This window comes from Dokdonella sp. (assembly GCF_035511235.1).
Classification (GTDB): domain Bacteria; phylum Pseudomonadota; class Gammaproteobacteria; order Xanthomonadales; family Rhodanobacteraceae; genus Dokdonella.
Window position 1 is genome coordinate 282,970 of record NZ_DATKFQ010000009.1, and the last position, 12,676, is coordinate 295,645.

Sequence of the window (12,676 nt, forward strand, 5' to 3'; positions counted from 1 at the left end):
GAACGGTCCTCCAGGTCTGGACGGGGCGTCACGGACTGATGCCGAGACGATCCCACAGTACGCGCGGACACACGTACTGCATCTGACCGCTGGCGATCTCGACCGCGACCTGGATCGTGTGTGCGCGCGTCATGCGCTCGCCGCTGACCGCGTCGCGGATCAGGTAGTCGATCTTCAGCCGGTTCTCCCACTCGACGATCGTCGCGCGCACCTCGAGCGCGCGGCCCCAGGTCGCCGGCCGGATGTACTTGCTGCGCAGATCGACGATCGGCCAGAAATAGCCCGAGTCGCGCATCTGCGGATAGTCGTAGTCGAAGCGCTGCAGCAGCGCGCAGCGCGCCAGTTCCAGGTACTTGAGGTAATGCCCGTGCCAGACCACGTTCATCGGGTCGAAGTCGTGGAACGCCGGCGTCAGCTCGATCGCATGGCTGAAGCGGTCGTCGGCGGCGCGCTCAGTCATGGACGCTCCAGGCGCGCGTGCGGATCGCCTCGATCAGCGCGGCGAGGTCGGCGTCGAGCGCGCGGTCCTCGTCGACCAGGGCGATGCGCCGCTCCAGATCGGCATGCATCGCCGCCAGCGGCGGACTCAGCGCCAGCGCCGGATCGACGCGTGCGCGCAGCGTGATGCCCTGGCGCGCCGCGATCAGCATCGCCGCGACGACCTGCTCGGTCAGCTCGAGCACGCGCAGCGCGTCGCGCGCGGCGATCGTGCCCATGCTGACCTTGTCCTGGTTGTGGCATTCGGTCGAGCGCGAGAATACCGAGGCCGGCATCGTCAGCTTGAGCGCCTCGGCGGTCCACGCCGACACGCTGATCTGCAGCGCCTTCAAGCCGTGGTTGATCGCCGCGCGCGGGCCCTCGGCCGCGCTGAGATTGCTCGGCAGGCCGTGGTTGAAGCGCGTGTCGACGAGCAGGGCCAGCTGGCGGTCGAGCAGGTCGGCGAGGTTGGCGACCGCGTTCTTGAGGGTGTCCATCGCCAGCGCGATGTGGCCGCCGTAGAAATGGCCGCCGTGCAGCACGCGCGCGTCGTCCGGATCGACCAGCGGATTGTCGTTGGCGCTGTTGAGCTCGTTCTCGATCAGGCCGCGCAGGAACGGCAGCAGATCCTCGAGCACGCCGATCACATGCGGCGCGCAGCGCAGCGAGTAGCGGTCCTGCAGGCGCTGCTCGTTGCGCGGCGGCCGGTCGCTGGCCAGATCGGCGCGCAGCCGCGCCGCGACGCGCTGCTGGCCCGGATGCGGCTTGGCCGCGAACAGCCGCTCGTCGAAATGGTGCGCATTGCCGGCGCTGGCCAGCACGTTGAACGCGGTCAGCCGCGTCGCCAGCCGGCCCAGATAGTCCGCGCGCGCCCAGGCCAGGCAGGCCAGCGCGGTCATCACGGCGGTGCCGTTCATGATCGCCAGGCCTTCCTTCGGGCGCAGCCGCAGCGGCGCGATGCCGAGCTCGGCGAACACCTCGGCGGTGGCGCGCCGCGCGCCGCCGTACCAGACCTCGCGCTCGCCGCAGAGCACCGCGGCCACGTACGACAGCGGCGTCAGGTCGCCGCTGGCGCCGACCGAGCCTTCGGCCGGAATCAGCGGCAGGATGTCGTGCCGCAGCAGCCGCTCGAACTGCTCGAGCAGGCCGGTGCTGACGCCGGACATGCCGATCGCCAGCGAGGCCAGCCGCGTGGCCAGCACCGCGCGCGTCTCCTCCGGCGTCAGCAGGCGGCCGGCGCCGCAGCCGTGGTACGCGTACAGGTGATGCGGCAGCTCGGCGACCAGGGCCGGCGGGATCGTCACCGTGCACGAGTCGCCGTAGCCGGTCGTCACGCCGTAGATCACGCCGTCGGTCGCGAGCAGGCGGTCGAGGAAGGCCGCGCCGCGGCCGATCCGGTCGCGGAACGCCGGGTCGGCCGACAGCTCGACGCCGCGCCGGCGTTGCGCGACGGCGAGCACGTCCTCGATCGACAGCGCGCGGCCGTCGAAACGGACCGCCTCAGGAACGCTCGGAGCCATCGCTCTGATCCCAGAAAGGAAAGAAGTTGAACCAGTCATACGGCGAGCGTTCGAGCATGCGCGTCAGCGCGGCGGCGTAGCGCCCAGCATAGTCGGCAATCGCCTCCTCGCGGCGGCCGCGCGGCAGCTCGACGCGCTCGGCCAGCGGTTCGAAGCGGATCGTGTAGCTGCCGCGCTCGTGGATCGAGGCCAGGAAGTGCACCGGACACTTCAGCAGCGCCGCCAGCACCCAGGGACCGGCCGGCAGCGGCGCGCGGTGGCCGAGGAAGTCGACCGCGACGGTCTGGCTCGCGAACACCGGCACGCGGTCGCCGGCGATCACGACGTATTCGCCGGCGGCCACCTTCTCGCCGAGCAGCAGCGCGGTCTCCGGGCCGATCGACGTGACCTCGATCAGGTTGACGTCCTGCGCCGGATTGAGCCGCTTGAGCAGGCGGTTGAACTGCGCGGCGTGGCGCGTGTGGACCAGGATGTTGAGCCGGAACACGCCGCGATGGCCGGCCATCGCGCGGCCGATCTCCAGGCAGCCCAGGTGCGCGGTCACCAGCAGGCCGCCGACGCCGCGTCCGGCGATCGCGTAGATCTCCTCGCGGCCCTCGGTGTGCACGTTCGCGAACCGGTAGCGGCCCGACACCGCCAGCAGCTTGTCCAGCAAGGTCTCGGCGAACAGGCCGACGTGGCGCATGCCGTCGCGCCAGGTCGGTGCATGGCCGAGGGCGCCGGTCGCCGCCTGCAGCCGCTCCAGGTACTGCAGCGAGGCCGCGCGCAGGTCGCGCCGCGCCAGCCAGTAGACGCCGATCACCGGATAGACCGCGAGCCGGAACGGCCAGCGGCCGAGCAGGCGATGCACCCAGTACAGCAGCCAGATGCCGGCGACGAAGGTGTTCTCGCCGATCTGCGCCCAGTGCCGTGCGCTCAAGACGCCACCTTGCGCCAGAGCAGGCGCGGCAGCCGCAGCAGCATGCCGAAGAACAGCCGCGCGTGCATGCGCGAGATCAGCAGGTTGTCGCGCAGCACGTCGAAGTGCGAGATGCCGTCGGCCGGATAGCGCACCTGCGTCGGCAGATTGACGATGCCCACGCCGCGCCAGTGCAGCCGCACCAGCACCTCGCTGTCGAAATCCATGCGCCGGCCCAGCCGCACCGCGTCGAACAGCGCGATCGCCGGCGCCAGCGGATAGACGCGGAAGCCGCACATCGAGTCGCGGATCGCCAGCGACAGCGTGTTGATCCAGACCCAGACGTGCGTCGCGTAGCGGCCGTACAGGCGGCCCCTGGGCACGCTGTCGTCGAAGATCGGGCAGCCGCAGATGATCCTGGCCGGATAGCGCGCGGCCTGTTCGAGAAAGCACGGGATGTCGCGCGTGTCGTGCTGGCCGTCGGCGTCGATCTGCAGCGCGTGCGTGTAGCCGCGCGCATGCGCGGCACGCAGGCCGGCGATCATCGCGCCGCCCTTGCCCTGGTTGACCGGCAGCCGCAGCAGGCGGACCCCGTCCGGGTCGGCGCCGGCGATCAGGTCGAGCACGCTCGCGCAGTCCGCGTCGCTGCCGTCGTCGACGAGGATGCACGGCAGCCCGTGGCCGCGCACGGCCTCGACCACGGCGCCGACCGCCTGGCCGTGGTTGTAGACCGGGATCACCGCACAGGTCTTCACGGCGCCTCGCCGAACACGATGCGGCCGCCGGCGTGCGGACCGGCCGCCGAGCTCAGCCGGAACGTCAGCTGGCCGCGCTCGGCCGAGTAGGCAAGATCGAGCTCGACCTCGCCGCCCGGCACGATGACCTGCTGAAACTTCAGCGCCTCCAGGCCGCGGAACGCCGGCGGCAGCGCGAACAACTCGCGCGCGAAGCCGATCGCCCAGTCGACCTGGGTCACGCCCGGCACGATCGGCGTGCCGGGGAAATGGCCGTCGAACCACGGCAGCTCGGCGTCGATCGCGAGCCGCAGCCGCGCCGTCGTCGCGTCGCGTTCGAGCAGGCGCGCGTGCGGCCGGCGCGGGTCGAACAGTGCCCGCAGGGCGGCTTCGGTGGTCTTGCCCTGGCTGTCGAGCGGCAGCGCCCACGGGTAGCGCCAGCGCCGCGGCCGCACGCTGGCATCGACGTGCGCGGCGAGCAGGCCGCGCAGGCGCTCGCCGAACGCGCGGCGGCCGTCGGCGTCGAGCCGAGCCCAGCCGCGTTCGCTCGGTACGACCACGCCGCCGAGCTGCACGCGCGAGCCCGGCAGAACGACGACGCGCACGGCCTCGACGGCCTCGTCGGTGGCCAGTACGCGCTCGATCGCGTCGAGCGAGATGCGCTTCTCCTCGATCTTGGCGACGCGGTCGCGGCGGCCGAGCAGCACGAAACCGCCGGCGGCCGCTTCGGCACGGTCGGCGCTCGGCTGCCAGCCGCGTTCGGCCAGGTGCGGCGAGCGCACCCACAGCGTGCCGTCCTCGATGCGGATCTCCACGTCCGGCAGCGGACGCCACGCGGCATCGCCGTCGGCGTCGCGGCGGCGCCAGGCGACGCCGCCGGTCTCCGAGCTGCCGTAGACCTCGACCGGCGCATGGCCGAGCAGGGCGCGGCAATCGGGCAGCGCCTGATCCGGCAGCGGGCCGCCCGACGAGAACACGCCGTGCAGTCCGGCCCGCGCCGCCGCCCACGGCAGCGCCGGCGGCAGCCGCTTCAGATGCGCGGGGCTGGCGATCAGCAGCGACGGGCCCTGCGCGAGCGCGGCGGCGATGTCCTCCGGAAACGCCAGGCGCGCGGTCGCGAACGGGCGTCCGGCCGCGAGCGGCCACAGCACGCGGAACAGCAGGCCGTAGATGTGCTGGTGCGAGACCGTCGCGTGCACGCAGACCTGCGCCGGCAGGTCCGGCCAGGCGCGTTCGAGCGCGCCGACCTCGTCGAACAGCTGGCCGAGCCGCTTGCCGATCGCCGCCGGCTCGCCGCTCGATCCGGAGGTGTAGACGGTCAGGCCGGTCCAGGCCGGATCGAGCGGCTGCCAGTCGGGCGCGGCCGCCGCCGGCGCCGGCCGCAGCGGATCGAGCGCGGCCGGCACGTCGCCGGCGAAGCGCTCGACCTGGGTGCCCAGGCGCGCCAGCGTGGCCGGCAGGGCATCGGCTGGCAGCCACACCCGGGTGCCGGCGTGCCAGGCGCCGAACAATGCCGCGGCGAATTCGAATCCGTCCTCGAGGTACAGGCCGACCGAGCCGGCGCGCGCCTGCACGAACGCCTGTCGCCAGGCCGCGGCGGCTGCGGCGAAGGCCTCGAACGACAGCGGCGCACCATCGCGCGCGGCGACCGCGTGGCCGGCCGGTCGGCCGGTCGCGAGCAGCCGATCGGGCGCGACGAACGAGGGCCTCATCGCTGCGCTCCGGCCGCCGCGTGGCGCGCGCGGACGCGGCGGCGCACCAGCCACTCGGCGGCGAACAGTGCGCCGATCAGCCCATAGGCGATCAGGCCGTTGTAGAGCGCCCAGGTCGCCGCGTCGGCCCATAGCGCGGTCGCCAGCGCCAGCGTGCCGTTGACGACGAAGAAGCCGCACCAGACCCAGGTGACCTTGCGCGTATAGGCGACCGCGGCCGGCGGCAGATCCGGTTCGCGCAGGCGTGCCAGGCGCTCGATCGCGCTCGGCGGATGCGCCAGGCTGACCGCGAACACGGTCAGCAGCACCGCGTTGACCAGGGCCGGATAGAGCTTGAGCGGCAGCAGCGCATTGCCGAGTGCGGCGGCCGCGGCCAGCAGCAGCGCGCCACCGGCGGCGACCAGCCAGAGGCGCTCGCGCGTGGCCACCGCGCGCGCGACCGCGAGCACGGCCAGACCCACCGCCAGCCAGCGCGGTTCCAGATGGGCCATGCCCAGCCATACCAGCAGCGGATAGGCCAGCGTCGCCAGCGCGATCAGGGCCAGGCGCATGGCGTGCGGTCGGCGGCGCCGGGCGGGCGCTGCGGTCGGGACCGCGCCGGCCGGCGCGCGCGGGTGGGCCCGGAGCGCATCGGCAGGTCAGTCGTCGAGCAGGCCGTGCAGCGCATCGACCACGTCCTGCAGCGTGCGCACCGACTTGAACGCGTCCGGCTGCAGGCGCACGCCGACGATCGGCTTGAGCTTCACGATCAGATCGACCGCGTCGATGCTGTCGATATCGAGGTCTTCGTACAGGCGCGCCTCGGGCCGGATCGCGGCCGGGTCGATCTCGAAGGTCTCCTGCAGGATCGCCGAGAGGCGCTGGAAGATGTCGTCGGGCGTCATGGCCATCGCGGGGGCGTTCATGCGGTGCGGGAATCGGCGACGAAGCGCGCCAGCGCCCGCACGCTGGCGAAATGGCGGCGGGTCTCCTCCGACTCGGCCGACAGCGTCACGCCGTACCGCTTCTGCAGCGCCAGGCCGAGCTCCAGCGCATCGATCGAGTCCAGCCCGAGTCCGTCGACGAACAGCGGCGCGTCCGGATCGATGTCGTCGGCGCCGACGTCCTCGAGGTTGAGGGCTTCGATGATCAGCAGCTTGATCTCCTGCTCCAGCGGTTCGTGCATGAGGGGGCCTTGGTGACGGTGGGGGCGAAGTTTAGAACGGGTCGATCGGTTTGGGGCGGCGGGGCGGAGGCCGGCGCGGCGCGCATCCGGCGCGTTCAGCCGCTCTGCGGCAGCCGTTCGGACGACGCATCGTCCGCCGCCTCCGCCGCGCCTGCGTCTCCATACGAAAAATGGCGGTGCAAGTGATCGGTGATGCGGCGCGCGGCCAAGCCGGCCTCGCCGCCGGCCGCCGCCAGGAACGGCGCGACCGGGATGTCCTGGCCGATCCGGATCGTGTACTGCATGCGGCGCGGCGGTACGCGCCACCACGGCAGTCCCTTGGTCAGGCTGCGCGGCTCGCAGCGGATCAGCACCGGCGTGATGTCGCACGGTCCGCGCGCGGCGATGTTCGCGGCGCCGCGCTGCAGACGCATCGGTCCGTCGACCGGCGTGCGCGTGCCTTCCGGGAAGATGATCAGGTTGCTGCCGCTCTTGACCGAGGCGATGCAATCCTCGACCAGGCCGGCGCCGGAGTCGTTGCACAGATAGTCGGTGGCGCGGATCGGTCCGCGCGTGAACGGGTTGCGCGCCAGCCCCGAGCGCACGACGCAGTCGGCCTCGGGCACCAGCGAGACCAGGAACACCACGTCGAGCAGGGTCGGGTGGTTGGCCAGGATCAGCAAGCCGTGGCGGTCCAGGCGCTCGCGGCCCTCGATGCGGTAGTCGAGCACGCCGAGCAGACGCATCCATTCGATGAACAGACCGAAGGCGTGGTGCACCGAACGCCGTGCCAGCCGCGTGCGCCGCGCGCGATCGCGCACCGCGAGGCCGAGCAGCGGAAACCAGATCAGCCACAGCAGCACGCCGCCGACGCCGAACGTCGCGAACGAGAGGCCCGTGCCGATCACGCGCCAGCCGCGGTCGAGCGCCTCACGCATGGCGCCGCCACTGCCACAGCCGCGCGCCGGCGCGGTGGTCGAGGCCCGGCGCGTCCGAGCGCAGGAAGCCGAGCACGCGGCGGTCGGCGGTGAGATCCGGCGCCGGCGTGTCCGCTGCGGCGCCGGCCTGCGGGGCGCTCGCGTCCGCAGCGGCCGGCAGCGCGCTCAGGCTGATGCCGGCGCCGTCGCTCAGACGCAGCCGGCAGGCCCAGGCGTGCGGCATGTCGGGATGGTCGGCGTAGACGTCGTAGGGCACCGGCAGCGGCTCGTCGTAGCAGACCACCATGACCGCCGGCGCGCCGTCGACGAGCAGGCCGATCGCCTCGGTGAACGCGGCCTCGACGGTCTCCTCGCCGGCGGCGATCGCGGTGTACGGCGCCGTATGGCCATTGGCGATCGACCACAGCGCGCCGATCGCGTTGTGCACCGAGAGGCTGAACGCCGTCGGCGACGGCGTCTGGCCGTCGACCAGCTGGCGCAGCAGCGCGATCGAGCGCGGCACGTCGCCGTAGCGCGATGCGAAGACCACCGGCAGCGGCGTGTCCTGGCCCTGACTCGCATAGGCCACGTGCAGTGCCATGCGGCCGAGCGGTTCGACGCGGCGGCGCATCATCGGCGCCATCGCGCTCAGCGTTGGCAGCGGCGCGTCGGCACCGCCACCGGCCGCGGGCGATCCGGTCAGATCGTCCGGCCAGGTCGCCAGGTGGGACACCTGCAGGCGTGGGGTCATCGCGATTCGTCGGGGCGGCTGCAAACCGCGCATCCTACCGCGGTCCGGCCCTGCTATCCTCGCCGGCCGCAGCTGGGGGAGGGGTGGCGTGATCGAGCCGGGACGATCGGCAGGCGTACATTGGAGCGACCGGCCCGAGGGCGGCGGGCGCTTCGCGCTGTGGCTGCTCCGCACGATCGCGCTGCGCGGGGGGCGCCGGCTGGCGCGCCTGATCCTGCATCCGGTCACCTGGTATTTCTATCTGCGGCGCGCACACGAGCGCGAGGCCTCGCGGGCCTTTCTGAGCCGCGTCTGGGGCCGGCCGGCACGCCCGCGCGAGGTGCTGCGCCATCTGCACGCCTATGCGGCGACCACGCTGGACCGGGTCTTCCTGCTGACCGACCGCCACCGCCCGTTCGAGGTCCGCGTCGAGGGCCTCGACGCGCTGCGCGCACGGCTCGATCCGCGCCGCGGCATCCTGCTGCTCGGTGCCCACCTCGGCAGTTTCGAGGTGCTGCGCGCCTTGCCGCACGGCCGCGGCGATCTGGACGTGCGCGTGGTGCTCGACACGCGCAAGACGCCGGCGATGACCGAGCTGCTGCACGGCCTCGATCCGGATCTGGCGCGGCGCGTGATCGACGCCTCGCGGCCCGGGCCCGAGCTGGTCTTCGCGATGGACCGGGCGTTGCGCCAGGGTGCCCTGGTCGCCGTGCTCGGCGACCGCGCGCGGCCGCACGAACAGACCGTCGCGGTCGACTTCCTCGGCGCGCCGGCGCGCTTCCCGACCGCGCCGTTCCTGGTCGCGGCCCTGGTCAAGGTGCCGGTGATCCTGTGCCTGGGCCTGTACCGCGGCGGCGCCCGCTACGATCTCTCGTTCGAGCCGTTCGCCGACGCGCTGACGCTGACCCGCGAACGCCGCGAGGACGAGCTGCGCGAGGTCGTGCAGCGCTATGCGCGGCGCCTCGAGGCGGTCGTGCGCGAGGATCCGTACAACTGGTTCAACTTCTACGACTTCTGGGCCGACGCCGATCCGGACGCCGGCGACCACCCACGGTCCTGATCGGGTGCCGGGCCGCATCGCCGCCGCTCGCGCCGCCGCGGACGCACCCCGCCGCACGCCCCGCCGGTCGCTGCGTTCGCCCGCTGCGCTCAGGCCTCGAAGATCAGCGGGCGGCGACCGTGCGAACGCCGGTAGCTGGCGATCACGTGGCCGTGGCGGATCACCTGGCCGATCGTGTAGCAGGTGATCCGCGTGATGTCGCGGACCGGCCGGAAGTGGCTGGCGCCGCCTTCCGGATAGCGCACCGCGATCGGCACCGAGACGATGCCGACGCCGCATTCGCGCGCCGCGGCGATCAGGATCGCCGCCTCGAACACGAAATCGTCGGCAGCGAGGTCGAAGCGCTCGAGCACTCGCCGCGGGTAGTAGCGCTGGCCGCTCTGGGTGTCGGCGACCGGTAGTCCGCAGCCCCAGGAGATGCCCCAGTCGGCGACCGCGTTGGCGCGCCGGCGCGCGGCCGGCTGACGCTCGCGGCCGAGCAGGCGCGCGCCGATCACGAGGTGGTCCGGATACGAGCGCGCGGCGGCCAGCAGCCGCGGAATGTCGCGCGCGTCGTGCTGGCCGTCCGCGTCCATCGTGACGACCGCCGCGCAGCCCTGGCGCAGCGCTTCTTCGAACCCCGCCCGCAGCGCCTGGCCCTTGCCGCGCGGCGTCGCGTGACGCAGCACGGTCACCGGCAGGTCGGCGATGCGCTCGGCGGTGCCGTCGCTGGAGCCGTCGTCGACGACGATGACCCGGGCGCATTCGGCCAGCGCCGCGCCGACGACCTCGCGGATCGTCGCCGCCTCGTTCAGAGCCGGAATCAGGACGGCGACGGCGTTCGTATCGTCGGACATGGAAGCGCGAGCGGCGAGGCGAGGGAGACGACAATAGCGCAGCCGCGCCCGATCGCTTGCTGCGTTGCGAAGGCGGCACGCGCGTTCGTTCAGCGCGTGGGCGCGGCGCCCGCGTCGATTACCATCTGCGCTTCGCCGCCGATCGCCGATCTTCATGACCCCGCCGTCCAGCCTGCCCGTCGAGTCCTTCCTGCAAGACCTGCAAGACCGCATCTGCACGGCGATCGAGACGGTCGACGGCACCGCGCGCTTCGCCGAGGACCGCTGGCAGCGCAGCGAGGGTGGCGGCGGGCGCACGCGCGTGCTGCGCGACGGCGCGGTGTTCGAGCAGGCCGGCATCGGCTTCTCGCGCGTGCACGGTTCGACGCTGCCGCCGTCGGCGAGCGCACACCGGCCCGAGCTGGCCGGCCGCTCCTGGACCGCCACCGGCGTGTCGCTGGTGTTCCATCCGCGCAATCCGCATCTGCCGACCACGCACATGAACGTGCGCTACTTCGAGGCGACCGCCGAAGGGCGGGTACCGGTGTGGTGGTTCGGCGGCGGCTTCGACCTGACGCCGTTCTATCCGGTCGACGAGGACGTGCACCACTGGCATCGCGTCGCGCGCGACCTGTGCGCGCCGTACGGCGAGGATCTGTATCCGCGCTGGAAGCGCTGGTGCGACGAGTACTTCTTCATCCGCCATCGCAACGAGACGCGCGGCGTCGGCGGTCTGTTCTTCGATGATCTGAGTGAAGGCGGCTTCGATCGCTGTTTCGCACTGATGCAGGCGGTCGGCAACGGATTTCTCGACGCCTACCTGCCGATCGTCGCGCGCCGCAAGGACACGCCGTACGGCGAGCGCGAGCGCGAGTTCCAGCTGTACCGGCGCGGACGCTACGTCGAGTTCAACCTGGTCTACGACCGTGGCACGCTGTTCGGCCTGCAGTCCGGCGGCCGCGCCGAGTCGATCCTGATGTCGCTGCCGCCGCGCGTGCGCTTCGAGTACGGCTACCAGCCGGCCCCGGACAGCGCCGAGGCACGGCTGGCCGACTATCTCAGACCGCGCGACTGGCTCTAGCGCACCGCGGCGTCGGTGCCGCGGCGCGATCGCGCGCCGCCGGTGCTCAGTTCCACTCGTAGAGGCGGAAATACACCGGCGCGACCGGACCCATGTTCGGGTCGCGCGTCAGACGGCCGTTGCCGGTCATGTCCATGAAGGTCTGGTCGCTGCCGTCGGGCCGGACGATGCGGATCATCCAGACCTTGCCGTCCTGACGGTACTCCTCGACGGTGTCGTCGCCCTGCTTGCGGATCGCGATGTCGCTGGCGGCGGTGCGTTCGGCGAGGCCGGCCGCGCCGCGTGCGCTGCGTTCGCGCGCCGGCCGCGTATCGGGCTTGGGCAGCGCGTCGGTCTCGTTCGGCGGCGTCGCCGGGACCGCCTGTCCGGCCGCTGCCGGATCGCGTTTCGGGGCGGCGTCCTTGGCCGGCGCCTGCGCCGCGACGCCCGGATCCTCCAGCGTCGGCGGTGGCAGCACCGGCGTCTGCTGACGCGGCGGCGATGCGGCGCCGAGCGGCATCGCCAGGACGAGGAGCGTAGCGAACAGCACGGGGCGGGTCATGGCGCGATCTCCGGACGGGGACCGCAGCCTAGCAAACCACGGCTGTATGCGGTTTGACCCCGGACAAGAAACCGGCGGCGAGGCGTGCGGCTGCGCACGCGCATGCAAGCGCCGGCGCGGCCGGTATGCTGTGCTGGTCAACATCCGTTCCCGCAGAGGCGTCCATGTCCGATTCGTTCCAGGCGATCGAGCCCCGCATCCACGACGTCGGCCATCTCGAGGTCGCGCGCTTCCTGCCGCACGTGCTGCGGCGCCACCTGGGGCCGTTCGTGTTCTTCGACCACATCGGCCCGGCGCAGATGCCGCCCGGCATCGGCATGGACGTGCGCCCGCATCCGCACATCGGCCTGGCCACGGTCACGTATCTGTTCGACGGCGCGATCGAGCACCGCGACAGCCTCGGTTTCGACCAGGTGATCCGGCCCGGCGACGTCAACTGGATGACGGCCGGCCGCGGCATCGTCCACTCCGAGCGCACGCCGGCGGCCGAGCGCGCCGCCGGCCATCGCGTGCACGGCATCCAGACCTGGGTGGCCCTGCCGCAGAGCGACGAGGAGACCGCGCCGGCGTTCCATCACCACCCGGCCGCGACGCTGCCGACGCTGAACCTCGATGGCGGCCGCGTGCGGCTGCGCGTGGTCGCCGGCGACGCCTACGGCCTGACCTCGCCGGTGCAGGTGTTCGCACGCACGCTCTACGTCGCGGTCGAGTGCGACGCCGGCGCACGGCTGACGATCCACGACGATCATCGCGAGCGCGGCATCCACGTCGCCGACGGCGCCGTCGCGATCGGCGGCCACACGCTGACCGCCTCGCGGATGCTGGTGCTGCCCGAGCGCGGCGCCTGCGAACTGCAGGCGCTGGCGCCGACGCGCCTGTTCCTGTTCGGCGGCGATCCGCTCGACGGCGAGCGCTACATCTGGTGGAACTTCGTCTCGTCGCGGCGCGAACGGATCGAGCAGGCCAAGCGCGACTGGACCGAGCAGCGCTTCGGCCAGGTGCCCGGCGAGACCGAGTTCATTCCGCTGCCGGAGCGCTGATACGCGG

At 72.6% G+C, this 12,676-nt stretch carries 15 protein-coding genes; 3 read left to right on the forward strand and 12 right to left on the reverse strand.

Annotation, left to right across the window (positions count from 1 at the left end; translation table 11 throughout):
- Window positions 1-28: 28 nt before the first annotated feature.
- The 10 genes from VMR06_RS05360 to VMR06_RS05405 all read right to left on the reverse strand — a co-directional run bounded on the left by VMR06_RS05360 (window position 29) and on the right by VMR06_RS05405 (window position 8,153).
- Window positions 29-460 carry an acyl-CoA thioesterase gene (locus VMR06_RS05360; protein ID WP_325373791.1) on the reverse strand — a complete coding sequence of 144 codons (432 nt, stop codon included), beginning with the start codon at window positions 458-460 and terminating at the stop codon, window positions 29-31.
- Window positions 453-1,997: an aromatic amino acid ammonia-lyase gene (locus VMR06_RS05365; protein ID WP_325373794.1), complete on the reverse strand. Its 1,545-nt coding sequence runs from the start codon at window positions 1,995-1,997 to the stop codon at window positions 453-455. Before VMR06_RS05365 ends, VMR06_RS05360 begins: the two co-directional genes overlap by 8 nt.
- Entirely contained in the window at window positions 1,978-2,916 is a 939-nt protein-coding gene (locus tag VMR06_RS05370) for an acyltransferase (protein WP_325373797.1), read from the reverse strand. Before VMR06_RS05370 ends, VMR06_RS05365 begins: the two co-directional genes overlap by 20 nt.
- Window positions 2,913-3,650: a glycosyltransferase family 2 protein gene (locus tag VMR06_RS05375; RefSeq protein WP_325373800.1), complete on the reverse strand. Its 738-nt coding sequence runs from the start codon at window positions 3,648-3,650 to the stop codon at window positions 2,913-2,915. The genes VMR06_RS05370 and VMR06_RS05375 overlap by 4 nt, the downstream gene beginning before the upstream one ends.
- Window positions 3,647-5,341 carry an AMP-binding protein gene (locus VMR06_RS05380; protein WP_325373802.1) on the reverse strand — a complete coding sequence of 565 codons (1,695 nt, stop codon included), beginning with the start codon at window positions 5,339-5,341 and terminating at the stop codon, window positions 3,647-3,649. The genes VMR06_RS05375 and VMR06_RS05380 overlap by 4 nt, the downstream gene beginning before the upstream one ends.
- Window positions 5,338-5,892, reverse strand: a complete 555-nt coding sequence (locus VMR06_RS05385; RefSeq protein ID WP_325373804.1) for a hypothetical protein — start codon at window positions 5,890-5,892, stop codon at window positions 5,338-5,340. The genes VMR06_RS05380 and VMR06_RS05385 overlap by 4 nt, the downstream gene beginning before the upstream one ends.
- Before the next feature lie 87 nt (window positions 5,893-5,979).
- Complete coding sequence (locus VMR06_RS05390) at window positions 5,980-6,246, reverse strand: acyl carrier protein (RefSeq protein WP_325373806.1); 267 nt, start codon at window positions 6,244-6,246, stop codon at window positions 5,980-5,982.
- A complete protein-coding gene (locus VMR06_RS05395) occupies window positions 6,243-6,506 on the reverse strand; it encodes a phosphopantetheine-binding protein (RefSeq protein ID WP_325373808.1) in 264 nt (87 codons plus the stop codon). The genes VMR06_RS05390 and VMR06_RS05395 overlap by 4 nt, the downstream gene beginning before the upstream one ends.
- A gap of 95 nt (window positions 6,507-6,601) precedes the next feature.
- Window positions 6,602-7,423, reverse strand: coding sequence for a lysophospholipid acyltransferase family protein (locus VMR06_RS05400; protein ID WP_325373810.1), 822 nt, complete (start codon window positions 7,421-7,423; stop codon window positions 6,602-6,604).
- Window positions 7,416-8,153, reverse strand: coding sequence for a beta-ketoacyl synthase chain length factor (locus VMR06_RS05405; RefSeq protein ID WP_325373812.1), 738 nt, complete (start codon window positions 8,151-8,153; stop codon window positions 7,416-7,418). Before VMR06_RS05405 ends, VMR06_RS05400 begins: the two co-directional genes overlap by 8 nt.
- Before the next feature lie 88 nt (window positions 8,154-8,241).
- Here VMR06_RS05405 and VMR06_RS05410 point away from each other — a divergent pair, with 88 nt between their 5' ends.
- On the forward strand, window positions 8,242-9,192 hold the full coding sequence (locus tag VMR06_RS05410) for an acyltransferase (RefSeq protein ID WP_325373814.1): 951 nt from the start codon (window positions 8,242-8,244) through the stop codon (window positions 9,190-9,192).
- A gap of 89 nt (window positions 9,193-9,281) precedes the next feature.
- Here VMR06_RS05410 and VMR06_RS05415 read toward each other — a convergent pair whose 3' ends face one another.
- On the reverse strand, window positions 9,282-10,028 hold the full coding sequence (locus VMR06_RS05415; protein WP_325373816.1) for a glycosyltransferase family 2 protein: 747 nt from the start codon (window positions 10,026-10,028) through the stop codon (window positions 9,282-9,284).
- A gap of 154 nt (window positions 10,029-10,182) precedes the next feature.
- Between VMR06_RS05415 and hemF the strand changes: the two genes are divergently transcribed.
- Window positions 10,183-11,088: an oxygen-dependent coproporphyrinogen oxidase gene (gene hemF, locus VMR06_RS05420; RefSeq protein WP_325373818.1), complete on the forward strand. Its 906-nt coding sequence runs from the start codon at window positions 10,183-10,185 to the stop codon at window positions 11,086-11,088.
- Between the two features lie 46 nt (window positions 11,089-11,134).
- Here the strand turns inward: hemF and VMR06_RS05425 are convergent, their stop codons facing one another.
- The gene (locus VMR06_RS05425; protein WP_325373820.1) at window positions 11,135-11,629 is read right to left on the reverse strand and encodes a DUF2782 domain-containing protein; all 495 of its coding nucleotides are present in this window, start codon (window positions 11,627-11,629) and stop codon (window positions 11,135-11,137) included.
- 164 nt (window positions 11,630-11,793) lie between these two features.
- Here VMR06_RS05425 and VMR06_RS05430 point away from each other — a divergent pair, with 164 nt between their 5' ends.
- Entirely contained in the window at window positions 11,794-12,669 is an 876-nt protein-coding gene (locus VMR06_RS05430; RefSeq protein WP_325373822.1) for a pirin family protein, read from the forward strand.
- Window positions 12,670-12,676 lie beyond the last annotated feature (7 nt).

Coding starts and splice junctions, on each gene's coding strand:
- VMR06_RS05360 (WP_325373791.1), bottom strand. CDS start 460: ATGACTGAGCGCGCCGCCGACGACCGCTTCAGCCATGCGATCGAGCTG.
- VMR06_RS05365 (WP_325373794.1), bottom strand. CDS start 1,997: ATGGCTCCGAGCGTTCCTGAGGCGGTCCGTTTCGACGGCCGCGCGCTG.
- VMR06_RS05380 (WP_325373802.1), bottom strand. CDS start 5,341: ATGAGGCCCTCGTTCGTCGCGCCCGATCGGCTGCTCGCGACCGGCCGA.
- VMR06_RS05385 (WP_325373804.1), bottom strand. CDS start 5,892: ATGCGCCTGGCCCTGATCGCGCTGGCGACGCTGGCCTATCCGCTGCTG.
- VMR06_RS05390 (WP_325373806.1), bottom strand. CDS start 6,246: ATGAACGCCCCCGCGATGGCCATGACGCCCGACGACATCTTCCAGCGC.
- VMR06_RS05395 (WP_325373808.1), bottom strand. CDS start 6,506: ATGCACGAACCGCTGGAGCAGGAGATCAAGCTGCTGATCATCGAAGCC.
- VMR06_RS05400 (WP_325373810.1), bottom strand. CDS start 7,423: ATGCGTGAGGCGCTCGACCGCGGCTGGCGCGTGATCGGCACGGGCCTC.
- VMR06_RS05405 (WP_325373812.1), bottom strand. CDS start 8,153: ATGACCCCACGCCTGCAGGTGTCCCACCTGGCGACCTGGCCGGACGAT.
- VMR06_RS05415 (WP_325373816.1), bottom strand. CDS start 10,028: ATGTCCGACGATACGAACGCCGTCGCCGTCCTGATTCCGGCTCTGAAC.
- hemF (WP_325373818.1), top strand. CDS start 10,183: ATGACCCCGCCGTCCAGCCTGCCCGTCGAGTCCTTCCTGCAAGACCTG.
- VMR06_RS05425 (WP_325373820.1), bottom strand. CDS start 11,629: ATGACCCGCCCCGTGCTGTTCGCTACGCTCCTCGTCCTGGCGATGCCG.
- VMR06_RS05430 (WP_325373822.1), top strand. CDS start 11,794: ATGTCCGATTCGTTCCAGGCGATCGAGCCCCGCATCCACGACGTCGGC.